Source organism: Massilia sp. METH4, from assembly GCF_037094685.1.
Taxonomy (GTDB): domain Bacteria; phylum Pseudomonadota; class Gammaproteobacteria; order Burkholderiales; family Burkholderiaceae_D; genus Rugamonas.
The window spans coordinates 5397328-5422608 of record NZ_CP146614.1 but is presented as its reverse complement, the minus strand read 5'-3'; the positions used below and the strand labels follow the sequence as shown (position 1 = coordinate 5422608).

Here is a 25281-nt window from a genome sequence, read left to right as displayed (position 1 = left end):
GCTATGCCGGCTCCAGGGCAGTGCGGGCTTCCGCTGACAGCCGCACCTCGTGCATCGCCGCGAAGGCCAGCGCGTACTCGATCAGGCTCGCGCTGCGCTTCTTCGACATTAGAGCGGTGCTCTCGCGCAGGTTCACGAACTCGCCCTCCAGGCCAGGCACCATTTCGCTGCCTTCGTTCGTCGCCGCAGCGTGCCCAGATACCAGCAGCACTTTCCATTGCGCCGCGGTGCGCGGCTTGCCGCCCCACTTCAGCCCGGACTTGGCGATATCGCTGACGATCGCGTGGAACTTGGCGTTCTGGTCGAGGTTGCGGGTGGGCTCGGAAACTGTGACAACCCAGCCTTCCGGCGCAGCCGTGCAGAACTGCGCGGCGCGCTGGCGGGCCTGCTCGTGGGCGAGGATGAAGGTTCGTTTCATCATGCTGGTTGCCCCTGGCGCACGTGGTCGATGTGGTCGATCAGCGCGGCACATATCGCCGGGAAGTCGGCGTCGTGATACAGCACGGCGGCCTTGTCGCGGCCCGCCGGCTCGAAGCCCAGCGTGCGCAGGAAGTCGGCCGTCAGGTTGAAGCCCAGGCGCGTACCGATCTGGCCCAGGCGCAGGGCGGGCGGCGTGCCGCTCGCTGCGGCCGGCGCTGGGCGCGGGGTCGGGGCAGGGGATGCCACCGGCGGCGTCGCGACCGCCGCCTCGGTCGGCTGCACCTGGGGTGCCGGTGCTTCCTGCTGCGTGCGGGCCGCCGCTTCCTGCCGTGCCTGCTCGGCGGCAGCTTCGCGCACCTTCGCTGCCTCCTGGTCCTGGCGCGCACGCTCGGCCGCCTCGGCCTGGATTCGATTGTGGTTGTCGATGCGCGAGGCCACCAGCAGCTTGAAATCCTCGTCTACCTTCTGGATGATGTTTTGCAGATCGGCGAACAGGAACTCGTGTTCGGCAGCTTGTTCGCGGAACCAGGCCAGCCGGCCGCGCACGGCGGCGGCGATCGCGTCGACGGCGATCTTGCCGTTCGCAAGCTCGGTGTCGACGGCGTTCTGCAGCGTGGCCAGCGTGCGCTTGTTCTTCATGGCGCCGGCAAAGTCGCGGGCTTGGAAGGCCAGTCGAAGCGGGGCGATTTCACGCTCGAGCGCGGCCACGTGCTGCTGGAAGGCGCTCTTCGCCTGAGCCAGGATCGTGGCCTTGATCAGTTCCTTTTTGTCCTTCACGGTGCGGGCCAGCGTCAGGCGCTTCGAGCGCAATTGCTCGCTGATGTGGTCGATCGTGCGCATCAGCTCGGCGATGTCGGCGGTCTGCTCCAGCGCGGCGCGCTTCGCCTGCTCCAGGTCGTCTTCCGCCTGCTCGCAGAATTTCACCGTGGCTTCCGCGTTGGCGAAATCCTCGTCCGTCAGCAGATCGGTCTTGATGCTGGCGATGAACTGCTCGGCCTGCGCCTGGAATGCCGGCAGGTTGCTGGTGGCCACCTCGCCGCGGATCTGGATCACCAGGGCGGGCAGGGCCATGATTGCTGCCGCTGCGGGCTTCGGCGCGTATTCGCGCGGCACGTACACGGCCAGGTCGGCGGCGAACTGCTCCCAGCCAGCGCGGATGCGCTCTTGCCATTCCACGTCGGGCCGCACATCCATGGATTCGAAGCGGTCGGGCGTACCGTCCGAGCAGACGAACACCACGCGGTCGGCGCCGGTCACCATCATGATCTGCTGGCACTGCGGCATGTATTCATCCGGCAGGAAGCCTTCGCTGATCGACGTGGCCAGCGCCTCGTTCCATTGCTTGTGCTCGAAGGCGATGTTCTCACCCATGGTCAGGCCGTCGCACGAGGCGGACAGGCGGCCATCGGAGCACGTGACCGGGTACAGCTCTTCGCCGATCATGTCTTCGACCAGCGGCCGGGCCAGGGCTTCCACTTCGTGGCCGTGGTCGAGGATGTTCTCCTGCACCCAGTTGCTGAACTCCTGGGCGGTGCCGGTATGCTTCATGTGCAGCAGCTCGTTGCGCGTCACGCGGGTGGACAGGCCCAGCATGGCCGCCGCCTCACTGGCGCCGAAGTGTTCCTGGCGGAAGGCGGCCCACTCGGGACTGCCCTGAACGAGGTCATGGATTTGCATGTATTCTTCCTTGGTGAGGGTAGGTAGGCCCCGCCAGCGCGGGGCTGCTGGATCAGTCGTTCTCGTGCGCCCACGAATCGATCGTGAGCTTCTGTTCTTCGGTGAGCCGTTGGCGGGTTTCGATCATGGCCACCAGTTGGGCGACGGTCTTCTTGCCGCTGATGACCTGCTCGCGCCAGCCCGCCTTGCTGGCGTCGAACTTCTCGGGCGTGCACAGCGGCAGCTCCGGCCGGGCCTGCGACGCCGTGCCGGCGCTGCTGCTGGCGGCCGCTTCGTCCGTGCCGGCACCGGCTTGCTCGTCGTCGCGTTCGTCGATCGTCACCATGTCCTGGTCGATGGTGAAGTTCTTGCCGGCGTCCACTGCCTGGGCCACGTCAACGGCGCGCTGCACCTCGATCGATTTCGGCATGTACTTCAACACTTGGAGCAGCACGACCTTGCGTGCGTACATTTCCATGTTCTGGCCGTCCTTCTCCAGGGCGTAATGCCGGGCCCCGACCTTGTTGAATTTGTTCAGGTGGCGTACCACGCGATCCATCGTCCACACTTCGATCACCGGGTATTCGCTGCCGTTGACGCGGCCCACGGCGTACACGTGGGAGATATCGCGCCAGGTGTCGCCGCCGTCGCCTGGGCGGTGTTTGATAAACGGGCGGTCGCCCAGCGCCCAATCGAAGTCATCGCCTCGGTAGACGGCGCCGGTCCACACGGTGGCGCGGCCGGCGCGTGACACCAGATCGACCAGACCTTGCCAGCCCGGCACGAACGTCGCCTTCCCGCCGTACGGCACGAGGTAGCCCTGGCCGCCGACTCCGATTTCCAAACCCAACTGGGCGGCCACGACGACGGAGCCGAAGATGCTGTGCAGGTCGCAGTTTTGCAGCGCCTTGTTCTGGCTGAACGCCGTCATCGTCAGGCGCACCATGCGGTCGGCGCTGATGTGCTTCGGCAAGGCATTGGCGATCTGGCCCTTGTAGCGGTCCAGGAAGGTGCTCAGCGTCTTGGCTGGGCTGGTGGCGACTTGATTCATGGGGTGTTTCCTCTGGTGTTAGAAGCCGTTGAAGAAGCTGTGCACGGTGCGGCGGATGGCATGCCGCGGCGTCAGGCCGGCGCGCAGGTACAGCCGGTACTGCGTGCGGAAGAAGCGCAGCGCGCTCATGCGAGGCCTCGCTCGATCGCCATTCGCTTCGCCGCCAGCTGGACCGTCAGCCGATGCATGCGCACGATGTCCTTCGGGATGGCCTCGTGCATCGCCTGGAGATCAGTGATGTGATCCTCGGCGTGCTGCGTCTGCACCTCCAGCCAGTACAGGCGAGCGGGCTTTGCCAGGCGGCGCCCGATGCGGCGCGCCGCGCGCAGGATCGTGATGGGAATTGCCGCCACGGCCTTCATGCCAATCGAGTTCATCGTTGTGCTCCCTGTGTTGGGCCGGCGCCGCCGGCGGATGTTGGTGTTGGGTGCCGTCTGTTCCGGCTGCCAGGGCATTCGAGCTCCCACTCCCTCTATTTCCTCACCCGAGTTCAGGGCAATCCGCGCGTTGTATGTCGGGGCGCGGCGCTCCGCTACTTCTTCCTGATGGACCGCCCGAGAGCGGCCCTGGTCCTTCATGCAAACTGGCGTTCCCAGGTGGCGCGGTCGCGGCGGGCTTCCTCGTCAGCAGAGCGGCCTTCGCGCTCCCGGCGTGCCATTTCGGCTTCTGCGCGGCGCTCGGCCTCGGCCCAAGCCAGATCGTTGATCACTTGCTGCAGGGGATTGCCGCCGCGTGCCGTTTCGACCAGCAGTTGTTCCAGCGCGTTGTCGTCGGCGACGTATTCGCCCAGGGCGTTGAAGATCAGCTTCGTGATGTTCGGCGCGCCGGCTTTCAGCGAAGCCATGATTACGGCGTGCTGGCCGCGTGCTTCGGCGGTGATGGCTTGCTCGTGCTGCTCGGTGGTGTCGGTGCGGGACATTTCGGCCTCCAGTCGGTGCGCTGCGGTGCGCGTTTCGATAGAGTCAAGTATCGGTGTTCCGATACGCATTGTCAATAGGGATACCGATATTTGTTTGCGAATATTGGCGATGGGCTATCGGCGTAAAAAAGCCCCGACTGGCGGGGCTTTCACTGGGCTAGGGTGTTTATTTGGCCGCTGGCGGGGCAGGCTGCTTCTGGTACTGCGTCCACGGGCCTTCTTGGCTCGCCGGTGTCGCAGTGCTTTGCGTGGCTGCTGGTGCGGGGTCGGCGGGCTTGATGAAATCCTTAAGCAGCGGCAGTAGCTGCGCAAGAAAGATGGCGACAACCACCCACATGATGATCTTGGCCTGGCTGTCTGCTATCGCGACCTTTAACTCGGCAATGTCGGTCTTCGTTGTGGACTTCAGTTCAGCGATGTCGGCTTTCGTTGCAGCCTTCAGTTCAGCGATATCGCTCTTCGCTGCTCCATTGGCCTTGATCACCGCCACATCGAGTTTGATGGCGGTGAGGTCTGCTTCCAGTTTGGCCACGCGAGCTTCCATGTCCGGATCATGCGGCCCGCCGCCTCCGCTGTCAACAGGGCGCCGAAGTTGCGCGAACCTCTCGCCTAAATGATGAACGTCACCCATCGCTTTTCACAATCTTTTCCATGAGGTCAGCAGCTTCATTCATACGGTTGAACGCCTTATCCAAGTCGATATCGATCCGCTTCCGCGCTTCATCATTCGGTATCGCATCTCGTAACTCTGCAATGGCGTCCATAACGTGAATGATGCCCTGACTTATCGCAATGATCACATCGCGCTCGTCGGGAGTTAACCTGCTGTTGGCCATATGCCTCCAATGAGAAAATCTATGGAATTCGTGCGTCGGTCACGGGTCAATTGCGCTCCGACTTGAGGAAGGCAAGCAATTCTCTCGCCAGGCTTGCGTGAACTTAGGCAGGCTCCCATCGTCTACAAGCAGGGTACGGCCGTTAGTGATGAAACGCTTGAAGCCCGTGTAGCCGCCGAAGCTGTTCTTCCCGTTCACCTCGCCGCAATGCATGCCGGCCCGCGCCGTGAACTCGTTGCGGAACTGCAGGCTGTCCGGATCCTTGCTGTTGGCGCGCACGCGGGCCCTCGCTTCCGTCGAAATCTCGTGACGCGGGTAAGTCGGTGCCGCTGCTGCGGCGGCGGCCTCGACCGCTGCAGGGGAGGGGCGCTCGGCGAAAACCGTCATGCCGACGCCTATTGCGCCGAAGCCGATGATCGCGAGTTTGAGCCGGGACATCGGCTTTTTCGGCGGCTCGCCGCAGTTCGGGCAAGCCTTCGCATTGGCGCTCACGCCATTGCCACACGCTGCGCATTTCTGCAATTCCATGGGGCTACCCTTCCGTTACACGCAAGTGGAGTTGAGCTCCGCCGAAGTCATGCGCGCGAGCGGGATGGCGTTCTTGGCATCGCAATTGTGGGCGACGTGGCCGCTCGATGAGCAGGCTGATAACAACAGCAGCGCGGCCGCTACACATGGGGACTTTTTCATTGTCATTCTCGTAGGTTCGCTCGACTCATCGACGTATTGCGTGCGAGTATAGCCCGTTGGCCTCAGGAAAAATCTCACACATTGTCACGACGCCAAATTTGCATCACAGCTCATCATTTAGCAGTTGCTAAAGATCACTGTATGGATGTACAGTAGTAACACTGTATAAGTTGTTCAACAGGTATGGATATGGAGCCAAGGAAAGAACTCAACATGATGTTTGACGCAATCGACGAGGACAGCAGGCGCTACGTTCTAGCCGTGCTGCGCAACGAGTTCGATCGCGCGCAGAAGTCATCGCGTCCGCGACTTCGGCTTGTGCATCAGGCCGCTCCGGATCTCTCGAATCACAAAGTCGATCCGCTCTCGGTCGGTGGGGCTGGCTGATCGATACGTTTCGACAATCTCAGATATTTTCTGCCAGACGCCATCCTCCGCTTGGGCTATCTGAGTCGCAATCTTCTCCGACATAAGGTCGCCCAGGCCAGTCGCCTGCGAGGGCGGGGCTGGCGGGCGCTCCTCAATACCCTCAGTTAGGAGCATCGCGCCCTTGCCGGTCTCCAGCCACAGCGCGTTGACGCCCAGCGCAGACGCAAACGACGCCACCATAGTCGTACCCTGCGACTCGCCAGTTTCAAGTTCCGACAGGGATGCCTGGGCCATCCCCACTTTTTGAGCAAGCTCCTTCTGGGTCAGCTTCGCCGCTCGGCGCGCTTCCCTAATTCTTGATCCTATAGACATACCTATATTGTCTGCGCTCACAGGATAGGTATTCCGATTGACTTTATAAATCGGAGTTCCTATACTTGGTGGTATGGACATCAAATACACCCTTTCCGAGCTCCAGCGAGCTGGGCTCACCCAGTCCCAAATTGGTGACGCGATTGGCGTGAAGCAGCCGACCGTCAGCGATATGGCCGCCGGCAAAGCCGGAACCAAGCGCCCCTCATTCCAAGTGATCACCGGCCTTACACGCCTTGCAAAAAAGCACCGCGTGCAAACGGAACCACCCGGCTAAGCGGCTGCGACCTGATTTCCCAAACCCCGAAGTCCTGAAGCACCGAACCACAAGGAGAACCACATGAAATCCCCTCGCAACATCGCAGTAAAAGCCCTGTTGAGCGCAGACGAGTTCGTCGAGTTTGAAAAAGAGCGCGCTGCGGCCGACGTCAAGGTCAGCCCGCTGCTCCGCGACTACCTCAAGCGCTGGACCAATGAGCAGAAGCATAAGCGCGCGCAGGCCACGAGGGAATGGCCAGCGTATGGCCAGAACATGGCCATGTTACTTCCGAGCCGTATCGCACGCCCGCCGATGCGCATGCGTCTTTGAGGAGGGTCAGCCATGGCAGATCGAAGCACCGACGTAATCACAAGGACCACACATGGAGCACGAACAGAAATGGGTAACGCCAGCCACGCCGGCCGAGAAGATCGTTCACCACGTGGTGAACGTCTGGCGGCCTGCCGACAAGGAGGCGGTCGCCGACAAGCAGGACCCGCAAAAGCAGCGCACCTGCTACCGCGCCATCCAGAAGCTGCGCGCGCTGGCGGACGAAGCTGGAAAGGAGCGCTGATGGAACAGATCGTCTCCCGCGAAGTCATGTTCAACCGCGGCGCCGAAGCAGCGCGCCACGGCTTGTCGCGTGATGGCCACAACATGAACTGGTTCTCGCCGGCCATCCCCGACTGGCAGGCAGGCCACGACTACGTGACGAAGGCTCGCCAGCAGCATGCGCGCGGCCAGGCGCGGAGGGCCGAGCCATGACGAAGTCCAAGAAGACTCGCAACAAGAAGTACACCCCCAAGCCGGTCGCCCAGCACGGCGGCCTGGTCGCCATCGCCATGTGTCACGCCCGCGGCGAGAACGCATCGACCCTCACTTCCGACCAGACGACCGATCTCGGCGTGGCCTACTGGCTCTCGTTCGAGAACCTGCGCGCCGGTGACGCGAACGAAGAATCGTGGTCGTGCGTCGCCTGCGCGCTCAACATCAGCATGGTGCTGTGCGAGCAGGGCATCGGCGCCGAATTCGAGCCCCTGATCGTCCGCGCCCTGGACGGCACCTTCCGCGCCAAGGTCCGCAGCAAGCGCTCCGGCAATTTCCGCCTGGACGGCGAGGCGCTGCGCGATATCGAAGAAGCGCTGCAGGTGCACGACCAGCAGATGTCGATCGCCAAGCGCTGGGAGGTCAAGCGCGCGCTTCTGATCGTGCGCGCTCGTGAGGCGGCCGGCAACGTGTATCAGGAAGCGGCATAGCCATGGCACGCGCACGCAACATCAAACCGGGCTTCTTCACCAACGAAGAGTTGGTGGAGCTGCCTTTCTCCACGCGCCTGCTGTTCATCGGCCTGTGGACCGTGGCCGATAGGGAAGGCCGCCTGGAGGACAAGCCGAAGCGGATCAAAATGCACCTGTTCCCGGCTGACGACATTGACGTCGACGCGGCACTGTGCCAACTCGAGGCTTCGGGCTTCCTTGCACGGTATGAAGTCAATGGTGCACGGTATATCCAGGTGCTCGCATTCAGGAAACACCAGAATCCACACAGGGATGAAAAGGCTAGCCTCATCCCTGCACCAGTGGGGCACGGTGCAAGCACGGTGCAAGCACCCGACTCCAATGATGGCAATCGGGCTGATTCTCCGATTCCTGATTCCCTCAACCTGATACCGGAAACCACCACCGGCGCGAGCGCACCGGCGGAAGGCGGCGAAGGTGGTCTGGCTTCGCCCGAAGTCGAGAGCCCGAAAGCAGCCCCGCTTCCTGCCCGCCAAGAACTCCCCGAGATCGCCAACCCGGCGCTGGCCCTGACCGTTGCACTGCGCCCGCTCGGCGTTTCGGCTCTGTCGACGCATCCGACCGTGATCGCCTGGGCGCAAAAAGGCGTGTCGCTCGACGTGCTGACCGAAGCCGTGCGCATCGCTCGGGAGCACAAGGGCGAGGCGACCATCGCGCCGAACTACCTCGCCCCGATCGTTGATCGCCTGCTTAACCCGCCTCTCGGGGCGAAGCCCGGCGTCCGCGCGGCGCCTGCCCACTCGCAAAAGTTCAACTTCGCCGACGTGGACCGCACGGGCGACCGCGCAGCGATGGAAGCGAGCATGGCCCGCCACGGCATCGCGGCCGGCGATATCGACGACGACGAACCCCTGTGACGGAGACCACCATGGAACACATCGAGAACATCATGCCCGGCCTGGCTGGCCGTCTGGCGATGCTGGCGGGCGAGTGCGCGCAGCATGGCGCCGCGGAAATCCTGGCCCGCGCCGGCGCTGCATGGCACTGCCCGCGCTGTCTGGAAGCGCAGTTGCTGGCCGAGCGCACCACCGGTTGGATGGCCGAACGTGCCGTCGCGCTGCTGTCGGGCGCCACGATCCCGGCCAAATACGTCGACCAGCAGTTCGTCGCGAGCACGCCGGAGCAGAAGGAAGCCCGCCGCACCGTACGCATGTTCCGCGACTTCATCCTCAAGGAACAGGCCTGGGCGTCGCTCGTCATGATCGGCACCACCGGCACCGGCAAGACGCTACTGGCGTGCGAGATGGCGCAATCGCTCATTAAGAACGCCTCGCGTTCGGTCCGCTACATCACCGCCACCGGCATGATTGGCGAAATTCAGGCCAGCTATGGCCGCGAAGGGAAAAGCGAGGAAGGGGAAATTCTGCGCTTCGTGCAGTACGACGTACTGATCCTCGACGAGATCGACGCGATCCGCGCGACCGGCAACGCGGCGCTGCTGCTGACGGAGATCGTCAACCGCCGCTACAACGAGAACAAGCCGATGATCGCGATCAGCAACCAGCCGTTCGCCGACCTGGCGCGCTTCGTTGGCGACCGCGTGTATAGCCGGCTGCACGAAAACGCCTTCGTGGCCGCATTCAACTGGGCGGACGCTCGGCGCGGCGGCATCCAGCAGAGCGCGGACGTGCACCACCTGGCCGATGCGTGGCGCGCATGAATGCCCCGGCTCATAACGGCGCTGCCAGCCCGGCCGCCACGCCCGTAGGCGTCGACAACAAGGAGTGGGCGCGGAAGATCCTGGCGCGGCACGAGCGCGGCGACAGGCGCCTGCTGCCCATCCAGCTGAAGTTCGCCCGGGAAGCGCTGGACGTGAAAGCGGAGGTGGCGGCGTGATCGACCCGTTCATCATCACCGATCGCACGGCGATCAGCCTTTCCGGCGGCCGCACGAGCGCCTACATGCTGCATCGCGTGTTGGAGGCGAATGGCGGCTTGCCGGACGACGTGATCGTCATGTTCGCCAACACAGGGAAAGAGGACGAGGCAACGTTGCGCTTTGTCCGCGATATCGGCCAGCACTGGCACGTTCCGATTACGTGGGTCGAATACCGGGCCGACGCGCCAGGCTACGCCCTGGTCGACTTCGATATGGCTAGCCGCAATGGCGAGCCATTCGAGGCCCTCATTGGCAAGCGGCAATACCTGCCGAACCCTGTAACGCGCTTCTGCACCGTCGAGCTGAAGATCCGCGCCATGCACAAGCACCTGACCGCACTGGGCTGGAAGGCTGACGGCGAAGGCTGGGACCAGATGGTCGGCATCCGTGCCGATGAGCCGCGCCGCGTGGCCAAGATCCGCGCCAGGCCGTCGCCAGAGACGGTACACGAAACGATGGTGATGCCCCTGAACAGTGCGGGCGTGACGAAAGCAGACGTCGGCGCCTTCTGGCGCGCGCAGCCGTTCGACCTAGAGCTGCCGAACCACAACGGCGTGACCTATGAGGGGAATTGCGACCTGTGCTTCCTGAAGGGCCGGAACATTGTCCAGACCCTAATCGTCAAGAAACCTGGCCGGGCTATCTGGTGGGCAGCCCAAGAGGGGCGCTCCCTGAATAGCAAGGAGAGCGGAGCGCGCTTTCGCAACGACAGGCCGAGCTACCAAACCATGCTTGAGCGCGCCGATCGGCAGCAGGAGCTGTTCCCAGGCGCCGATCTCGATGCGGACGAGACGATCGATTGCCTTTGTGGCGACGACGCATGACCACCACCCACCACGAAAGGAACCCCATGACCGACCACCAGACCGCCCAGCAAGTAGACCCCGAGCGCGTCAGCGAGCTCGTCGCCAGCCTGACGTACGAGACCGCCCGCGTGCCGAACACCAGCAGCACGATCGCCACGGCCAGGCTGCCGAATGGCTTCGTGGTTGCGATCGGCCATTCCTCGTGCGTGAGCCCGGCCGCCTATCACGCCGAGACGCAGCGGAAGCTGGCCATCGGCGCCGCGGCCGGGAAGGCGCGCGACGCGCTGTTCGAGTTCGAGGCGTACCGCCTGGCGCACGACTTGGCGAACGGAGTGGCCAACCCATGACGCTAACCACGCGCAAGGTAGCGCGCCACCAAACAGTCAGCGGTTCAGGCGTCGTCCCCAGCCACCTTGTCGATTTCTGCACGCGCGAATCTGATCGCTTCGTTCTTAGCGTCAGCACGGGTCTCCAGGGGCAGAGCAGTCATCATGCCCAGCGTTGCCTTGCCATCCTTCCGCGCGCGGAAATTGCCAAAGAACCTTTGTGGATTGTCGCCATCAGGTTCTGTCGCCCAGTCGATCAGATAGCCCTTGTACTCCTCGTACTCCGTGGTATAGGCCAGTTCGCTGTAACCCGCGGAATTGTGCATTGAGTGTCTCCTTGATAAGAAAAGTGAATCGTAGCATGCCACTGTCAACGCTAAATCGCAGCAAGCCGATGCGCCGGACGGGCTTCAAGTCGGCCACGTCCGCCCAGGCCGCCCGCCGGCCAATGAAGTCGAAGGGCATGAAGGGCAGGGCGCCCACTGCCGAGGAAGCGCGCCTCATGCACGCGATCGGTGGCCTGGGCTGCATCGCCTGCCTGAAGGACGGCATTGTGAACCCGTGGATCAGCCTGCACCACATCGACGGCCGCACGAAGCCGGGCGCGCACCTGCTCGTGCTGCCGCTGTGCGCGCCGCACCACCAGCAGGACGACAGCGACCCGCTGCAGCGGCCCAGCGTGCATGGCCGGAAGGCCACGTTCACCGCGCGCTACGGCACGGAACTGGAGCTGCACGCCGAATGCCTGGAGCGCGTGAAGGGGCGAGCATGATCACGCTGACCTTGCCTCTGCCGCCCACCATCAACCACGCCTACGGCCACCGCCGCAACGGAACGAAATTCATCCGGCCCGCGCTACTGAAGTTCCGCAAGGCCGTGGCGGATATCGTCGCCGAGGCCGGGCACCGGCCGCTCGCCGGCCGCCTGTCGCTGTTCGTCGCCGTGCACCCGGCCACCCGGGCCCGGCAAGACCTGGACAACCGCAGTAAGACGCTGCAAGACGCCCTGACGCACGCCGGCGTGTGGCTGGACGACGAGCAAATCGACGACTTGCACCTGGTGCGTCGGGAAGTCATCAAGGGCGGCCGCGTGCGCGTGGTGATCACCGAGCTCGGAGACGCGCAATGACGGGCGGCCTCTCGAACATCGACGCCCGGCTGGAGAACTGGGGCGAATGGTGCCAGGCCCGCACGAGCCACCGCGTGAACGCCGCTGACGCGTGGGTGATCGAGCAGCGCATGTGCGCGCTGCCCGCGCCGCAGCGGGAGCTGCTGACGTGGTGTTACGTGAAGCGGGCAGTGCCGGAAGTGATCTGCCGGAAGGTGGGGATCCCGCACCGGCCGATCGGGGAGTTCTTAAAGCGACTGGAGCACGCAAAGGCTGCAATAAAGGCAATTGTTGAGTAACTAGTGTGAAAAGCGTATCAGGTAAAATCTTGCTTCTCAGGAGGAAAGATGCAAAATATTGTTGAGTACGTGGTTCTATATGACTTCCCTGCTGGAAGCCTTACGAAAAAGGTAATGAAATGGATTGAGGCTGGATACCAGCCCCTTGGCGGGGTGTCTGCGGCATACAATGGAAAGGTAGTTGAGTATCAGCAGGCCATGGTGAAATACGGAAAAGAGACAGTGGAATAAAACAGGTTGACAGTCGAGTTAACTCGGCGGTAAATTCCAAGGGACAACTAATTTCCGTCCCTCAACGACGTGCGCAGCCTCCCAGCCGGGAGCCGCGGCACGTCTAGGCGGCCCGAGAAGCCCTGCGAACACCGCGGGGCTTTTTCTTTGGAGCCGACCATGGGCCGCGCGCTCGACGCCTACCAGACCATCGCCACGTGTGTGGCAGTCCTGAAATCGAATCCGCCAATGACGGCCGGCGACCTGGCTGAGGTGGTTGGCATTTCCCGCTCCGCCAGCGGGTGGCTCGCGCCGCGGCTGCGCTCCCAGCCCGAGCTTTCCTCGCGCCGCCGGACCATCCGCAAGCCGGGTGCCGGGCTGGCGAAAGCCGAGTTCTTCGCTTTTGGCGAGTTCCCGCGCGAGCAGCCGGCAATTCCTGACCTGTGGCGCGGCTGGCGGAACCCGTCAACCGGATATCAGCCCGCGGGCCTGGGCCTCGCCAGTGTGGGAGCGTGACATGCGCCTCCACATCTCATCTCCCGACTTTCACGCCGCGCTGCTGCATTGCCCAGCGGGCGCGGGCTGGCAAACCCTGCACGTGCTACTGAACGACGTAGAGCAAGAGCACGTTATCATGGCCGACGAGGAACAGGGCCGCATCGTCCAGTACGTGCCCAACGGCGCCGGCAAGTTCGCCCCCGAGCCCGGCACCAGGCACCCGCCTACGCGCGTCCTGCACGGCGACGTGCAGATCATCCTGCCGGAGTGGTGGCCGCAATGATCATCCACGGGGACGCCGTGCCGCGCTTCGCCAAGGCGGCCAACGAGGGCACGACGGTAGAGGTGCTGGGCCTGCCCTGCAGGGTGATCCTGCGCAGCACCAGCACGTGGACCGAGAACGGCGAGACCGCCCAGGTGGCGCAGGTCGAGCTGATCCCTCAGGCATGGCCGTACATCGCCGAATGATGGGGCCGACCGACCACGACCGCCGCCCCACCAAGGCGATCTTCCGCCGCGCCGTGCTGGTGGTGATGCGCGACCGCCTGGGGAACCCGGAGGAGCGCCACGCGCAGTTCATGAACGGCGGCGCCGTCGCCAAGTCATCCACCCTCCACGCATGGCAAGAGCGCGACCCGTTCACCGGGCGCCGCAGGCCGTAGAGCCGCCCGAGCAATTCCCGAGCAAAAATTGCTCGGATTTGCTCGAATTGCTCCGGACGGCTCCGGATTGCTGCCCGGAAAGCAATTCTGCCTATCATCCGGCCCATGCCAACCATCAGCCGCAAGCACCAGCAAGTATGCGATTTGATCCTCGCAGGCCAGAGCGAAGGGAAGGCGTACGCGCAGGTGTACGGGAAAGACAACTACGGTGCCGCGAAGGCCAGCGTGAACAAGATGCTGCGTCGGCCCGAAGTCGTCGAGTACATGGAACGAGCCCGCGCCCAGGTCACCGAAGCCGTGGTTGCCGCTGCCGTGAAGACGGCCACCGACGTGCTGGCCGACCTTGAAGCGATCGCCGACGCCGACAGCCGCGAGTTGATGGAATATCGGCGTGGATGCTGCCGCCACTGCTGGGGGAAAGAGTTCCTGTATCAGCGCACGCCCCAAGAGCTCCGCGACTACATAAAGAAGCAGAACGAGACGAACGAGAAGCGCCTCAAGGACAACCTGCCGCCCGAGCCTCTGGATGAGGGCGGGGGCATCGGCTACAACCGCACGCGCCAGCCGAACCCCGAATGCCCCGAATGCTTCGGCGAGGGCCAGGGCTACGAGTTCTTCAAGGACACGCGCACGGTCAGCCCGGCGGCGGCCAAGCTGTTCGCGGGCGTGAAGGTGAAAAACAACGGCCTGGAGTTCGTGACGCACAGCCAGGAGCGGGCGCGCGAGCTGCTGGCCCGCCATCACGGCCTACTGGACAAGAAGGGCGACACGGGCGACACGCCGGAAGCGCTGGCCGCTGAAGTGCGTAGGCTGGTGGATGCTGCTGCAGCGGTGGAGGGGGCGCCGGATGGCAGCGCCTAACGCTCGCCTCTACCCGCTGCGGTATCACCCGGTACAGGCCGCCTACGAACGCAGCACGGCGAAATACAACGTGGTGCCGGCCGGCCGCCGATCGGGCAAGACCGAGAAGGCAAAGCGCAAGGTCATCAAACACCTGTTCACGCCGACCCGCTGGACTGACCCGCGCTATTTCTGCGCCGCGCCAACGCGCGATCAGGCCCGGCAAATCTACTGGGACGACCTGAAGAAGATGATCCCCCAGCGCCTGCGCACGGAAACCTCGGAAACCTACATGATGATCCGCACCATCATGGGCTCGGAAGTGTTCGTGATCGGCATGGACAAGCCCCAGCGTATCGAGGGCCGGCCGTGGAATGGCGGCATTCTGGACGAGTACGCCGATATGAAGAAGGGCGCATGGGGCGAGAACGTGCAGCCGGCGCTGGCCGACCGTGACGGCTGGTGCGACCTGATCGGCGTTCCGGAAGGGCGTAACCACTACTACGACACGTACCAGTACGCCCGCGATAGCGGAGATCCGGAATGGGCCGCCTTTACCTGGCTGTCGTCGGACATTCTGCCGGCGAAGGTGATCGAGCGCGCGAAGCGGTCGCTTGACCCGCTCGTGTACCAGCAGGAATACGAGGCCAGTTTCGTCAACTTCCTGGGCCGCATCTATTACCCGTTCCTGGCCGCCACGCATACGAGCCCGAAGCTGACCTACGATCCGCGCCGACCGCTCATTTTCTGCTTTGACTTCAACGTGGAGCCGGGCATCGCGTGCGTCTGCCAGGAGCAACCCTTGCCGGGCCAGTACGAGCGCGACCAGAACGGCGTGCAACTGCTCAACCGCCCGCTATGGGGCACGGGCGTGATTGGCGAGGTGTGGATTCCGCAGAACAGCAACACGCCGGCCGTGTGCCGCAAGCTGCTCACGGACTGGGGCAAGCACGAGGGCGCTGTATTGGTCTACGGCGATGCGGCCGGCGGCGCTCGCGGCACGGCACAGACCGAGGGTAGCGACTGGGACTTGATTAAGCGATACCTGCAAGGCGGCATGCGCGATGGCGCCGAGCTGCTATCCGGCTTCAGTGATCGCGTGCATTTCAACGTGCCATCGGCAAACCCTGCTGTGCGCGCTCGCGTGAACGCCATGAATTCCCGCCTGCAAACGGTTGACGGATCGATCCGCCTCATGGTCAACCCCGTGACCGCTCCTCACGTGGTCCGCGACCTGGAGGGCGTCACCGCGCTGGCCGGCGGCGCAGGCGAAATCGACAAGAAGGGCAACCCCGAGCTGACCCACATTTCCGACGCGCTCGGCTACTACATCGCACGCGAGTTCCCGATTTACAACAACGAAATGGGCCTCGCTGCCCTGGAAGGATATTGATAATGCCGTGCTACACCAAACATCCCGAGGCCGAGAGCGCCGCCCCAACCTGGCAGCGCTGCCGCGACGTGATCGCCGGGCAGGACGCCATCCACGCACCCGCCCGCCGGGAAACCTACCTGCCCAAGTTCCGCGGCGAGAGCAAGGAGGACTACAACGCCCGTGTGGCCCGTAGCGAATTCTTCAACGCCACGTACCGCACCATCGAGGGCATGGTGGGCATGCTATTCCGCAAGAATCCTGCCGTGGCCGTGAGCCCGGCCACCGAGGGCATGCTGTCCGACGTGACGCAAGCGGGCCGCTCGCTGGTCGACCTGGCAAAGGACGTGGCGCGCGAGGCGCTGGGCGTCGGCCGCGTAGGCCTGCTGGTCGACTACCCGCAGGGCAGCACGGAGGGCATGACCGTCCAGCAGGCCGAGGCGAGCGGCATGCGTCCGAAGATGGCCCTGTACAAGGCCGAGAACATCATCAACTGGCAAACGGGATGGGTGGCCGGCCGCACGCTGGTAACGCGCCTGGTGCTGGAGGAGCTGGCCGAGCTGGTGGACCCGAATGACCGCTTCGTGACCGAGAGCGTGCAGCAGTGGCGCGTGCTCGAACTGGTCGACGTGGACGGCGGCAAGGCGGTGGCCGTGACGGTCTACCGCAAACCCAAGAACGGCGGCCCCGAGTACGCGCACGTGCCGACGTTCCTCCCGCTGCGCAACGGCCGCACGCTGGGCGAAATCCCGTTCGTATTCATCGGCGCCGACAACACGCAGCCAGGCGTGCAACTGCCGCCGCTGATCGACCTGGTGCACATGAACGTGTCGCACTACCAGAGCACGAGCGACGTGGAGCACGGCGCGCACAAAACGGCCATGCCGCAGCCGTACGTGTCGGGCGTGCCGACCGGCGTCGATCCGACCACGGGCGCGCAAAAGGCCATGACGTTCTACATGGGCAGCGGCGCGGTGTGGATGCTGCCGACCGGCGCCACCGCCGGCATGGTCGAGTACAGCGGTACCGGCTTGAACGCGATCGAGACGCGCATCGACAAGAAGGAAAAGCAGATGGCCGTGCTTGGTGCCCGCATGCTTGAGCAGCAGAAGGCGCAGGCCGAGACGGCGGAAACGGCCGGCATTCACCGCTCCGGCGAGCAATCGGCGCTGGCCACCGTGGCCGACACCATCGGCGAGGCGATCGGCCGCGCGCTGGCGTGGTTCGACGAATGGGCCGGCGGCACGGGCAAGGTGGAATTCGCCATCAACAAAGACTTTATCCCGCGCGTGCTCGACGCCCAGCAGCTCGCCGCCCTGGTGGCCGCATGGCAGGCTGGCGGCCTGTCCGATCGCGAGTTGTTCGCCGTGCTCCAGGTTGGCGGCATCATCAACGAGGCGCAGGACTTCGAGACGCACGACGCCGAGGTGCGCGAATCCCGGCCCGCGTCCGCGCTGCCAGCGCCGATCCCGGCCTCCACTGGCGCGGAGGCATAACGCATGGGCGGCATCGATCAGGCGATCATCGACGCGCTGATTGCCCAGCACATCTTCCTGCTGCGATTCGCCGCGGGCGAGCGCGAGGCCGTGCTGGCGATCCTCGAAAAGATGGAAGAGGAGCTGCTGGAGCGCCTGCAGTTCAAGGGCAAGGAGCTGAGCGAGGCGACGAAGGCCGATATATCCACGCTGCTGCGCCAGTGCCAGACCGTCATCGGCGACTACTACAAGCACGTGCAGGAGCGGGCGCTGGGTGGGCTGGCCGACCTAGGCCAGGTCGAGGCCCAAGCAACGGCCTCTGCCTTCAGCACGGCTTTCGCGGTGCAAATCGCGCCGGCCCTTCCAACGGAGGCATATTTTCGTTCGCTGGTGAAGAACACCCTCATCGAGGGCGCGCCGTCCGCCGACTGGTGGCGCGGGCAGGACCAGGCCATGCAGACGAAGTTCGCCAACGCTGTGCGCCAAGGTCTAGCCGCCAGCGAGACGAACGCCCGCATCATTCAGCGGATCCGCCGGGACGTGATGCCGGTGGCGCGCAACCACGCCGCCGCCCTGGTGCAGACATGCGTCAGCACGGTGGGCGGCGCAGCGCGCATGGAGACGTACCGGCAGAACGACGACCTGGTTACCGGGTACCGCCAGGTGTCCACGCTCGACAGCCACACGTCGCACGCCTGCGTGGCCTATAGCGGCAAGGCGTGGGACAAGGACATGAAGCCGATCGGGCACAGCCTGCCTTTCGTCAGTCCGAAGGGCGCCGCCACCGGCACGCCGCGGCACTTCAACTGCCGGTCCGTCATGGTGCCCACCACGAAGAGCTACAAGGAGCTGGGTATCGACGCGCCCGAGTTCCGTGCCGAGACGAAAGCGGCCACCGGCGGGCCGGTGTCTGCCGCGATGTCGTTCGACGACTTCCTCAAGCGGAAAGGCGACAAGTTTGCCGACGACCTGCTGGGCAAGGGCCGGGCTGACCTCTGGCGCGATGGAACTATCACGCTGAGCCAGCTTCTCGACTTGACTGGCCGGCCACTGACGCTGGCACAACTTCGCGCGAAATACCAGTAATTTCCACAAAACAATTTGACTTACGATCCGCGACAACGGCTCGCCTAAGGTGGGCTACCGAATTGCGGCCAGGCCGCCAACCATCCCAAGGGGAAGAAATGCTGTCCAACGTCACTCGTTTGCAACTCTCGCTGCTGATCATCGCCGCGCAAATTCAACTGCTGGGCCTTAAGGTCTGGCTGCGGGAGCGCGCCTATCACGCACTGACCCGCTACACGTTCCGCACCGGCCTGGTGCTGCGCGCTGGCGACGACGGCGGCGACGATATCGAGGCCAAGATCGCCGCTGCCGTTGAGGCTGCAACGTCCGGCCTCAAGGCAAAGAACAGCGAGTTGCTGGCGAAGGTCCGCAAGCTGCAAGCCGGCGACACGATCGACCCGGCCGAGTACGAGCGACTGGAGGCCGAGCGCGACTCATTGAAAGCGGAACTGGGCAAAGCTCAGAAGGCCGCGAAGGACGCGACCACGACCGCCGAGAAGCTGACGAAGGAACTCGACACCGAACGCGCCTACGCATCGGCGCAACTGATCGACGGCGGTCTGGTGTCGGCGCTGACCGAAGCGGGCGTGAAAAACCCGGCATTGCTCAAGGCGGCGCAAGCGCTGCTCAAGGGCTCAGCCAAGGTGGAGGTAACGACCGGCGAGAACGGTGCCCGCGTGGCGACCGTCGACGGTAAGCCGTTGGGCGACTTCGTGAAGGGCTGGGCGGGCAGTGACGAGGGCAAGGCCTTCGTGGCAGCAGCGCCCAACGCTGGCGGCGGTGCTGCTGGCGGCATGCACTCGGGTGGCGGTGGCATCAAGGGCGACATGGGCGGCGATGCAGCCGCGCGCCATGCTCGCATCAACGAAATGAAAGCCCAAGCGGGCATCACTGAATAAGGAATCACATTATGTCCCTGTCCCTCATGCAGGTTTTCCAGCAGTTCATCATGCCGGCCGCGATGGAGCGCCTGTCGCAGCAGCTCGGCAAGTTCAACGCAGCGTCGGGCGGCGCCCTGGTCATGACGACCGAAGGCTTCGCCGGCGACTTCCTGCAACGATCCCTGTGGTCGAGCCTGGCCGGCGCGCAACGCCGCGTCGATCGCTACAAGACGAATTCGCCCGTGACGCCGACCGAGCTCCAGCAGATCAAGGAATCGGCGGTGAAGGTCGCCGGCGGCTTCGGCCCGGTTATCTTCGAACCGTCGCAGATGACCTATATCCAGAAGGCCACGACCGAGGGTATCGACCTGGCCGCCGTGGCGTTCTCCGACGCCGTGCTGTCCGATATGCTGAATACGGCCATTGCTGCCCTGGTGGCCGCGATCGGCAACAACCCCAACACCGTCAACGACGTGTCGGGCTCGGCCGGCATTTCCCGCGTCGCGTTCAACGACGCTCACGCGAAGTTCGGCGACGCCTCGGGCAACCTGGTGGCGCAAATCATGAACGGTGTCGCCGCGCATAAGCTGATCGGTCAAAACCTGACCAACAGCAATCAACTGTTCACCGCCGGCAATGTGACCGTGCTGGACGTGCTGGGCAAGCCGATCGTCGTGACCGACGCCCCGGCCCTGTACACCGCTGGCTCGCCTAACAAGCTGCGCGTGCTGTCGCTGGCCTCGTCCGCCGCTGTCGTGATGAACGACGGCGACGTGGTTCAGAACGTGCAGACCACGAACGGCAAAGAGCGCATCGAAACCACGTGGCAGGCCGACTACACGTTTGGCCTCGCGCTCAAGGGCTACACGTGGGACGAGGTGAACGGCGGCAAGTCGCCGACCGATGCCGAGTTGGCCACCGGCACCAACTGGGACCAGACCGCCGTGAGCATCAAGAACACGGCCGGCGTGATGACCATCGGTAACGCCGCGCTGTAATCGGTAACAGCCCATGAAGCACGGCGCCCAAGCGGCGCCGGCTTTTTATCCAATCCAAGAAGAGGAACCGCACCCCATGGCAAGCAATCCCAACGCAAAAAAGCAGGTCTGGTATCTGCCCGGCCCGTTCTATCAGTACGTCGAGAACGTCAAGGAGCTAGCCGACCGCGCCGGCCTGCGCATCATCGACGCCAACGTGACCGAGGACCGCTCCAACGAGGCGCCCAAGACGCCGAAAGTCACGATCCGCGACGAGTTCAAGCCGAAGGCCGAGGCGAAGGCCAAGCGCGCTGACCAAGCCGACGAACAGCCGAAGGAGTAAGCCCCATGCCGTCCACCTCCAGTTCCGTGGTAGTGAGCCTGCCCGCCGGGCAGCAAATGACCCTGACCACGACCGGCGAAGCATATGCCGACGTGCTGGCCGGCGTGATCGGTGCCGGCTTTGATTCCATCCGCGCGCTGCCGAACCGCCCGCGCGTCATCGGCCCGTATGGCGCTGACGCATCGCTGCGCATCCGTGCGACCGGTGGCACCGCGACGTATGAGACGCGCGACCCGAACCCGACCGCCGCCGCCGCCGTTGCCGGTGCGTTCGCGCAGGGCAGTACGATTATCGGCGGCCTGGGCGATTCGATCACCGCGCAATTCACCACGACCAACGGCAACGGCGCGCAGACCGAATACCGCAGCAAGGGCTTCCTGACCTGGCTCATGATCCTGTCGGACGGCGCCCTGTTCACTAGTCGCGCCCTGAATCACGGCGTGAGCGGCCAAACGTCCAAGCAGATCGCCGACCGCTCGGCCGCTGCCGCTGCCGATATGAAATCGCGCGGCGCCCGGTATTGCACCGTCCACATGGGCACGAACGACCTGAACGACGCGACCGTGGACGAGGCGCAGATTGTCACGAACCTGTCGACCGCGTGCGAAAACCTGATGAAGGAAGGCATTACGCCGATCGTGATCCCGATCCTGCCGCGCTTCTACGATTCCGGCGTGGTCGGCACGGCGCTGACGACCGAGCGCCGCCTGACCCTGCAACGTTGGGCACGTGCGCAGCGCAACTACACGCGCAGCACGCCGGGGGCCCTGCTGTGCGATCCGACGATCCCCTTTACAGACCAATCGGACGCCCTGGGCTACCCGATCGGCCGCGAGGGCTCGACCAACGCCACCATGGGCAAGCTGGCCTACACGAACGACGGTTTGCACCCATCGCCGCGTGGCGCGTTCCTGATCGCGCGCATGCTGCTGGACCTGCTCAAGCCGCGCTTGTCCGTGATCGCGCCGCGTGTCGTCTCGCAGGCGGACGTGTATGACGCCACCTACAACCCCGGCGGCAACCGCTTTACCAACGGCTTCATGAAAGGCACCGTCGCGCAATCGGGCACCGCCGCGGGCACCGGCGCCACGGGCGTGACGAACCTGCGGCAAAGCGCCGGCACGGGCACTGTGACCGTCTCCAAGGGCACGCGCACCGTGCAGGGCGTGGCCATGGAAACGCAGACGTGCACTACGACGGGCACGGGCGCGGCGATCGAGCTGTACCGCAGCTATATCACCATCAACGTGACGGCGGGGCAGCTTGTCGAAATCGATTGGGCGCTTGCCGTGTCGAACGTGACGCCGGGCAGCTTGACGAAGCTGGAAATGTTCGCCGCATGCGGCACGAACTGGTACGCCAAGCGCGACGAAACTGGCCTGTACCAGCCCGATGACGCATGGGCCGGCACGCTGACCGTTCCGTCGTTCATCGCTCCCGTGTCGGGGCAGATGTACGTGATCCTCGAATGGGGTATCGACGGCACCGTGACCAACGCTGGTGCGCAGATCGATACCTTGCGCATCAATGTGCGCGTGACCGACGTGGCATGAAGCGAGCGCTGATCGCTGCGGCCCTGCTGGCGGCCTCGCCAGCGTGGGCCATCGATCCGCCGACCGAGGCCGAGATAGCAGAACAGCGGCGCATCGTGCCGCATCTGCTGGACCGGATCAACGGTCGGCGCGACCTGGTGCCGAACCTGGCCGCATGGTTCGGGCGCGAATTCCAGCTGGAATGCGAGCGCCGCGAGCCCTGCGCCGTGTACGTTATCCACCGCGGCGCAGGGCGTGAAATCTCTTACTTCCGGCTGGTGATCCAGCTACCCGAGGAATAGCAACCATGCCTCTAATTGTTGAAACCGGCGCCGGCCTGCCCGACGCCGAGAGCTACGCCAGCGTGAGCGAGGCGGATGCGTACCACGCGGCCCGCGGCAGCAATGCGCAGTGGGCCGCGCTGGCCGTGGAGCGCCGCGAGCAACTGTTGCGCGAGGCGACGGAATACATGGCGTGCTATGGCTCGTCGCTGTCCGGACGCCGCCGGTTCGCCGCGCAGGCGCTCGACTGGCCGCGCGAGGGCGCCATGGCGCACGGCTTCGACGTGCCGCCCGAGACGGTGCCGCCGTCCATCAAGCGCGCCTGTGCCGTGCTGGCCATGAAGGCGGCCACCGGTTCGCTGCGCCCGGCTGCTGGCCAGGTGAAGAAGCGCCAGAAGGTCGGCCCGCTCGAGGTTGAATATCAGGACAGCAGCACGGCGGGCGCCCTGCACCCGGCCGCCGATGCGCTGGTGTCGCCGTACTTTGACGACCTGGCCGGCAATCCGTTCATGGCGCGCCTGGAGCGGAACTGATGGACTTCGACTACAACGCCACCGCGGCGGACGCCCGGCAAACCCTGATCGACTTCGGCGGCGCCGAGCCCGGCCTGGTGTTCACGCGCACCATGGCTGGCGCATTTGACCCGAGCGGCGAGCCGGCCAGCGGCACGACGACCTGGGCGGCGATCGGCCTGACGTTCGCATATGGCCTCGGCGCCACCACGGCGCCCGGCTCGCTGATTCAGGCGGGCGACCTGCAAGCCTTCGTTGCCGCGCTCGACCTGTCCGGCGCGCCGCTGCTGGTGCCGGCAAAGCCCGATCGCTGCCTTGCCCCTGACGGCCACACGTACACGGTGGAGAGCGTCAAGGCCACCGCGCCGGCCGGCGTGCCGGTGCTGTACGAAATCCAGCTGAGCCGCTGACGTGGGGCGCTTTGTTGTGGACCTGACGCGATTCGCCCAGCGTGCCGGAGGCAACGCCCGGACGGTCGTCCGCAAGACGATGCTCGACCTGGGCACGGCCATGGTCGAGCGCACGCCCGTTGGCGACCCGCTCACGTGGCAGCAGCCGGCGCCGGCGGGCTATGCCGGCGGCCGGGCGCGCGGCTCCTGGGCCTACGGCTACGGCAACACGGCACAGGCCGACGAGGTGGACGCATCCGGTGCCGCCTCGCTGGCGCGCATTGCCGGCGGCGTGGAGGCGCACGACCCGCTGGGCGTGCACTACATCACGTCGACGCTTCCCTACATGCGCCGCCTCGAATACGACGGCTGGAGCAGCCAGGCGCCCGCCGGCATGGTGCGCGTGACCATCCGCGAGTTTCAAGAATTTGTGCGGCGCAATGCCGCCGAGGTGAACCGATGAGCATCGACAAAATCCGCTGCGCGCTCGAGTCGCACGCGGCCAGCATGCCGGGCGCGCTGCCGATCGCCGGCCAGAATTTCGCGTTTCCGGCCGAGGGCCAGCAGCTTCCCGATCGCTACATGGAATTTCGTCTCTTGCCCGCGCGAAATTATTCACCCGGCCTTCGCCAGGCGTCTACCTTGCATCGAGGAATTTTTCAAATCAATTTGGCTTACCCTGCCGCAATTGGCACAAGGCAAATCGAGCAGATGGCCGCGCAAATTCAGGCGCGTTTCTGGTCGCCGCGCGTTGAGCCCGAGTTTGATGGGGTGGCCGTTCGAATCACCGAGAAACCCGACGTCGGCGCTCCGCTGGATCACCGGCCCGGCTACTACGTGATACCCGTTTCAATCTCCTACGAATCATATTTCTGAAAGGGCAATCAAAATGCCAGGAAGTAAAAAAGCAATCAATTCGGCAGGTTCGGGCCTTCTGGTGTGCCTGTCGCTGCCGGCCTCCAACAACGCCGCCGGCTACGAGGCGTTGAACTGGATCGAGGTCGGCGAAATCACCGGCATTGCCGGCGATATCGGCCGCGTGTACGACGAAATCGAGGTCAAGAACTTGCGCCAGCGCCTCAAGGAAAAGCGCAAGGGTGCCTACACCGAGGGCGCCCCGTCGATCACGACCAACTATGCCCCGGGCGATGATGGCCAGATCGCCATGGAAACCGCGCTCATGCAGGACGGCAACGTGTCGTTCTGTATCGAGCTGTCGGACGGCACCAGCAAGTACGCGCAGGGAATCGTCCTGTCGTCGCCGTTCTCGATTGGCGACGTGGGCAGCCTGGTAAGCGGCACCTACAACATCGCTTTCAACACGAACATCGTGACCGTGCTGCCGGCCTAAGTTTTCTCCGTGCTTTGGTGGCCGCCTGTACGGGGCCATCCTTTTTTCGTTTCACCATAACAACATTTCCTTTATTGGAGCACAACGAATATGAATTCCACAATCGCCCGTTTCGCCATGGCCGCCACCGCATTTATCCCTTTCCATGACTGGGAAGGACAGCCGGCCTATGTCCAGAAGAAAGTGCCCAAGCTGGACGACGGCGGCAAGCCCGTGCTGGACGATGCCGGCGAGCCCGTGCTGGTGGAGGTGGATGACCTGGACAAGCCCATTGGCGTGCGCATGGTCGCGCCGGGCACGAAAGAGCATCGGGCGGCAGAGGATGCCGTAACCAAGCTGGCCCGCCAACGCGCCGAGAAGATGAGCAAGAAGGAGCGCGAGGAGGCGAGCGGCCCATCCATGTTCCTGTGGCTGGGCACCGAGAAGGCCGCCCGCATGGTGACGGAATTCGTCAACTTCGACTATCAGGGCAAGGGCGCCAGCCTGGAAAACACGCTGGCATTCCTGAGCGATCCCGAATGGCACTTCCTGGCCAATCAGGTGCGCGGCGCAACCGGGAGTGATGAGCGTTTTTTGAAGAAGGGATCCGCCAACTCGTAACACGGGT

General features: G+C 64.4%; 43 protein-coding genes. 33 read left to right on the top strand and 10 right to left on the bottom strand.

Features of this window, described 5'->3' with window-relative positions:
- Window position 1: 1 nt before the first annotated feature.
- From V6Z91_RS23905 to V6Z91_RS23865, 9 genes are all read right to left on the bottom strand, one after another.
- Window positions 2-421, bottom strand: coding sequence for a recombination protein NinB (locus tag V6Z91_RS23905; RefSeq protein ID WP_338762093.1), 420 nt, complete (start codon window positions 419-421; stop codon window positions 2-4).
- A complete protein-coding gene (locus V6Z91_RS23900; protein ID WP_338762091.1) occupies window positions 418-2097 on the bottom strand; it encodes a YqaJ viral recombinase family protein in 1680 nt (559 codons plus the stop codon). Before V6Z91_RS23900 ends, V6Z91_RS23905 begins: the two co-directional genes overlap by 4 nt.
- A gap of 52 nt (window positions 2098-2149) precedes the next feature.
- Window positions 2150-3127, bottom strand: coding sequence for a recombinase RecT (locus V6Z91_RS23895; RefSeq protein ID WP_338762089.1), 978 nt, complete (start codon window positions 3125-3127; stop codon window positions 2150-2152).
- Window positions 3128-3252: 125 nt separating this feature from the next.
- Window positions 3253-3504 carry a hypothetical protein gene (locus tag V6Z91_RS23890; protein WP_338762086.1) on the bottom strand — a complete coding sequence of 84 codons (252 nt, stop codon included), beginning with the start codon at window positions 3502-3504 and terminating at the stop codon, window positions 3253-3255.
- 197 nt (window positions 3505-3701) lie between these two features.
- The gene (locus V6Z91_RS23885; protein ID WP_338762083.1) at window positions 3702-4046 is read right to left on the bottom strand and encodes a hypothetical protein; all 345 of its coding nucleotides are present in this window, start codon (window positions 4044-4046) and stop codon (window positions 3702-3704) included.
- A gap of 166 nt (window positions 4047-4212) precedes the next feature.
- Window positions 4213-4578, bottom strand: coding sequence for a hypothetical protein (locus tag V6Z91_RS23880; RefSeq protein WP_338762080.1), 366 nt, complete (start codon window positions 4576-4578; stop codon window positions 4213-4215).
- 91 nt (window positions 4579-4669) lie between these two features.
- Complete coding sequence (locus V6Z91_RS23875; protein WP_338762078.1) at window positions 4670-4882, bottom strand: hypothetical protein; 213 nt, start codon at window positions 4880-4882, stop codon at window positions 4670-4672.
- 39 nt (window positions 4883-4921) lie between these two features.
- The gene (locus V6Z91_RS23870) at window positions 4922-5410 is read right to left on the bottom strand and encodes a hypothetical protein (RefSeq protein WP_338762076.1); all 489 of its coding nucleotides are present in this window, start codon (window positions 5408-5410) and stop codon (window positions 4922-4924) included.
- Between the two features lie 456 nt (window positions 5411-5866).
- Window positions 5867-6313, bottom strand: coding sequence for a helix-turn-helix transcriptional regulator (locus V6Z91_RS23865; protein WP_338772024.1), 447 nt, complete (start codon window positions 6311-6313; stop codon window positions 5867-5869).
- Between the two features lie 73 nt (window positions 6314-6386).
- On the opposite strand from V6Z91_RS23865, the gene V6Z91_RS23860 reads away from it, so the two are divergent.
- The 10 genes from V6Z91_RS23860 to V6Z91_RS23815 all read left to right on the top strand — a co-directional run bounded on the left by V6Z91_RS23860 (window position 6387) and on the right by V6Z91_RS23815 (window position 10901).
- Entirely contained in the window at window positions 6387-6590 is a 204-nt protein-coding gene (locus V6Z91_RS23860) for a helix-turn-helix transcriptional regulator (protein WP_338762073.1), read from the top strand.
- A gap of 63 nt (window positions 6591-6653) precedes the next feature.
- Window positions 6654-6902 (top strand): hypothetical protein, encoded by a 249-nt coding sequence (locus V6Z91_RS23855; protein ID WP_338762071.1) that lies wholly within the window; start codon window positions 6654-6656, stop codon window positions 6900-6902.
- Between the two features lie 52 nt (window positions 6903-6954).
- On the top strand, window positions 6955-7146 hold the full coding sequence (locus tag V6Z91_RS23850; protein WP_338762069.1) for a hypothetical protein: 192 nt from the start codon (window positions 6955-6957) through the stop codon (window positions 7144-7146).
- Window positions 7146-7337, top strand: coding sequence for a hypothetical protein (locus tag V6Z91_RS23845; RefSeq protein WP_338762067.1), 192 nt, complete (start codon window positions 7146-7148; stop codon window positions 7335-7337). The genes V6Z91_RS23850 and V6Z91_RS23845 overlap by 1 nt, the downstream gene beginning before the upstream one ends.
- Entirely contained in the window at window positions 7334-7828 is a 495-nt protein-coding gene (locus V6Z91_RS23840; RefSeq protein ID WP_338762065.1) for a hypothetical protein, read from the top strand. Before V6Z91_RS23845 ends, V6Z91_RS23840 begins: the two co-directional genes overlap by 4 nt.
- Before the next feature lie 2 nt (window positions 7829-7830).
- Window positions 7831-8727 (top strand): hypothetical protein, encoded by an 897-nt coding sequence (locus V6Z91_RS23835; RefSeq protein ID WP_338762063.1) that lies wholly within the window; start codon window positions 7831-7833, stop codon window positions 8725-8727.
- Window positions 8728-8738: 11 nt separating this feature from the next.
- Entirely contained in the window at window positions 8739-9530 is a 792-nt protein-coding gene (locus V6Z91_RS23830; protein WP_338762061.1) for an ATP-binding protein, read from the top strand.
- The gene (locus V6Z91_RS23825) at window positions 9527-9706 is read left to right on the top strand and encodes a hypothetical protein (protein WP_338762058.1); all 180 of its coding nucleotides are present in this window, start codon (window positions 9527-9529) and stop codon (window positions 9704-9706) included. Before V6Z91_RS23830 ends, V6Z91_RS23825 begins: the two co-directional genes overlap by 4 nt.
- Entirely contained in the window at window positions 9703-10572 is an 870-nt protein-coding gene (locus V6Z91_RS23820) for a phosphoadenosine phosphosulfate reductase family protein (protein WP_338762055.1), read from the top strand. The genes V6Z91_RS23825 and V6Z91_RS23820 overlap by 4 nt, the downstream gene beginning before the upstream one ends.
- On the top strand, window positions 10569-10901 hold the full coding sequence (locus tag V6Z91_RS23815; RefSeq protein ID WP_338762052.1) for a Gp49 family protein: 333 nt from the start codon (window positions 10569-10571) through the stop codon (window positions 10899-10901). Before V6Z91_RS23820 ends, V6Z91_RS23815 begins: the two co-directional genes overlap by 4 nt.
- 44 nt (window positions 10902-10945) lie before the next feature.
- Here the strand turns inward: V6Z91_RS23815 and V6Z91_RS23810 are convergent, their stop codons facing one another.
- Complete coding sequence (locus V6Z91_RS23810) at window positions 10946-11206, bottom strand: hypothetical protein (protein WP_338762049.1); 261 nt, start codon at window positions 11204-11206, stop codon at window positions 10946-10948.
- 35 nt (window positions 11207-11241) lie between these two features.
- Here V6Z91_RS23810 and V6Z91_RS23805 point away from each other — a divergent pair, with 35 nt between their 5' ends.
- The 23 genes from V6Z91_RS23805 to V6Z91_RS23695 all read left to right on the top strand — a co-directional run bounded on the left by V6Z91_RS23805 (window position 11242) and on the right by V6Z91_RS23695 (window position 25274).
- Window positions 11242-11652, top strand: coding sequence for a Ref family recombination enhancement nuclease (locus V6Z91_RS23805; RefSeq protein WP_338762048.1), 411 nt, complete (start codon window positions 11242-11244; stop codon window positions 11650-11652).
- Window positions 11649-12008: a RusA family crossover junction endodeoxyribonuclease gene (locus V6Z91_RS23800; protein ID WP_338762046.1), complete on the top strand. Its 360-nt coding sequence runs from the start codon at window positions 11649-11651 to the stop codon at window positions 12006-12008. Before V6Z91_RS23805 ends, V6Z91_RS23800 begins: the two co-directional genes overlap by 4 nt.
- Window positions 12005-12286, top strand: coding sequence for a hypothetical protein (locus V6Z91_RS23795; protein ID WP_338762044.1), 282 nt, complete (start codon window positions 12005-12007; stop codon window positions 12284-12286). Before V6Z91_RS23800 ends, V6Z91_RS23795 begins: the two co-directional genes overlap by 4 nt.
- Before the next feature lie 48 nt (window positions 12287-12334).
- Window positions 12335-12517 (top strand): DUF1737 domain-containing protein, encoded by a 183-nt coding sequence (locus tag V6Z91_RS23790; RefSeq protein WP_338762042.1) that lies wholly within the window; start codon window positions 12335-12337, stop codon window positions 12515-12517.
- A 159-nt stretch (window positions 12518-12676) separates the two neighbouring features.
- A complete protein-coding gene (locus tag V6Z91_RS23785) occupies window positions 12677-13012 on the top strand; it encodes a hypothetical protein (protein ID WP_338762039.1) in 336 nt (111 codons plus the stop codon).
- Between the two features lies 1 nt (window position 13013).
- Window positions 13014-13277 carry a hypothetical protein gene (locus tag V6Z91_RS23780; protein WP_338762036.1) on the top strand — a complete coding sequence of 88 codons (264 nt, stop codon included), beginning with the start codon at window positions 13014-13016 and terminating at the stop codon, window positions 13275-13277.
- Window positions 13274-13462, top strand: a complete 189-nt coding sequence (locus V6Z91_RS23775) for a hypothetical protein (protein WP_338762034.1) — start codon at window positions 13274-13276, stop codon at window positions 13460-13462. Before V6Z91_RS23780 ends, V6Z91_RS23775 begins: the two co-directional genes overlap by 4 nt.
- Window positions 13459-13656: a hypothetical protein gene (locus V6Z91_RS23770; protein WP_338762033.1), complete on the top strand. Its 198-nt coding sequence runs from the start codon at window positions 13459-13461 to the stop codon at window positions 13654-13656. Before V6Z91_RS23775 ends, V6Z91_RS23770 begins: the two co-directional genes overlap by 4 nt.
- Window positions 13657-13761: 105 nt before the next feature.
- Window positions 13762-14517: a terminase small subunit gene (locus V6Z91_RS23765; protein ID WP_338762031.1), complete on the top strand. Its 756-nt coding sequence runs from the start codon at window positions 13762-13764 to the stop codon at window positions 14515-14517.
- Complete coding sequence (locus V6Z91_RS23760; RefSeq protein WP_338762028.1) at window positions 14474-15889, top strand: terminase family protein; 1416 nt, start codon at window positions 14474-14476, stop codon at window positions 15887-15889. The genes V6Z91_RS23765 and V6Z91_RS23760 overlap by 44 nt, the downstream gene beginning before the upstream one ends.
- 2 nt (window positions 15890-15891) lie before the next feature.
- The gene (locus V6Z91_RS23755; RefSeq protein ID WP_338762025.1) at window positions 15892-17364 is read left to right on the top strand and encodes a DUF4055 domain-containing protein; all 1473 of its coding nucleotides are present in this window, start codon (window positions 15892-15894) and stop codon (window positions 17362-17364) included.
- A gap of 3 nt (window positions 17365-17367) precedes the next feature.
- A complete protein-coding gene (locus tag V6Z91_RS23750; protein ID WP_338762023.1) occupies window positions 17368-18429 on the top strand; it encodes a phage minor head protein in 1062 nt (353 codons plus the stop codon).
- Between the two features lie 98 nt (window positions 18430-18527).
- Window positions 18528-19307, top strand: a complete 780-nt coding sequence (locus V6Z91_RS23745; protein ID WP_338762021.1) for a hypothetical protein — start codon at window positions 18528-18530, stop codon at window positions 19305-19307.
- Window positions 19308-19318: 11 nt separating this feature from the next.
- Window positions 19319-20287 carry a major capsid protein gene (locus tag V6Z91_RS23740; protein ID WP_338762019.1) on the top strand — a complete coding sequence of 323 codons (969 nt, stop codon included), beginning with the start codon at window positions 19319-19321 and terminating at the stop codon, window positions 20285-20287.
- 76 nt (window positions 20288-20363) lie between these two features.
- Complete coding sequence (locus tag V6Z91_RS23735) at window positions 20364-20609, top strand: hypothetical protein (protein ID WP_338762017.1); 246 nt, start codon at window positions 20364-20366, stop codon at window positions 20607-20609.
- A 5-nt stretch (window positions 20610-20614) separates the two neighbouring features.
- On the top strand, window positions 20615-22162 hold the full coding sequence (locus tag V6Z91_RS23730; RefSeq protein WP_338762015.1) for an SGNH/GDSL hydrolase family protein: 1548 nt from the start codon (window positions 20615-20617) through the stop codon (window positions 22160-22162).
- On the top strand, window positions 22159-22443 hold the full coding sequence (locus V6Z91_RS23725; RefSeq protein WP_338762013.1) for a hypothetical protein: 285 nt from the start codon (window positions 22159-22161) through the stop codon (window positions 22441-22443). The genes V6Z91_RS23730 and V6Z91_RS23725 overlap by 4 nt, the downstream gene beginning before the upstream one ends.
- 5 nt (window positions 22444-22448) lie before the next feature.
- Window positions 22449-22955, top strand: a complete 507-nt coding sequence (locus V6Z91_RS23720) for a DnaT-like ssDNA-binding protein (protein ID WP_338762010.1) — start codon at window positions 22449-22451, stop codon at window positions 22953-22955.
- Window positions 22955-23344 carry a hypothetical protein gene (locus V6Z91_RS23715; RefSeq protein WP_338762007.1) on the top strand — a complete coding sequence of 130 codons (390 nt, stop codon included), beginning with the start codon at window positions 22955-22957 and terminating at the stop codon, window positions 23342-23344. Before V6Z91_RS23720 ends, V6Z91_RS23715 begins: the two co-directional genes overlap by 1 nt.
- 16 nt (window positions 23345-23360) lie before the next feature.
- On the top strand, window positions 23361-23786 hold the full coding sequence (locus V6Z91_RS23710) for a hypothetical protein (RefSeq protein ID WP_338762004.1): 426 nt from the start codon (window positions 23361-23363) through the stop codon (window positions 23784-23786).
- Complete coding sequence (locus tag V6Z91_RS23705; RefSeq protein ID WP_338762001.1) at window positions 23783-24199, top strand: phage tail terminator-like protein; 417 nt, start codon at window positions 23783-23785, stop codon at window positions 24197-24199. Before V6Z91_RS23710 ends, V6Z91_RS23705 begins: the two co-directional genes overlap by 4 nt.
- Window positions 24200-24212: 13 nt before the next feature.
- A complete protein-coding gene (locus V6Z91_RS23700; protein WP_338762000.1) occupies window positions 24213-24674 on the top strand; it encodes a hypothetical protein in 462 nt (153 codons plus the stop codon).
- 117 nt (window positions 24675-24791) lie between these two features.
- Complete coding sequence (locus tag V6Z91_RS23695) at window positions 24792-25274, top strand: hypothetical protein (protein ID WP_338761997.1); 483 nt, start codon at window positions 24792-24794, stop codon at window positions 25272-25274.
- Window positions 25275-25281 lie beyond the last annotated feature (7 nt).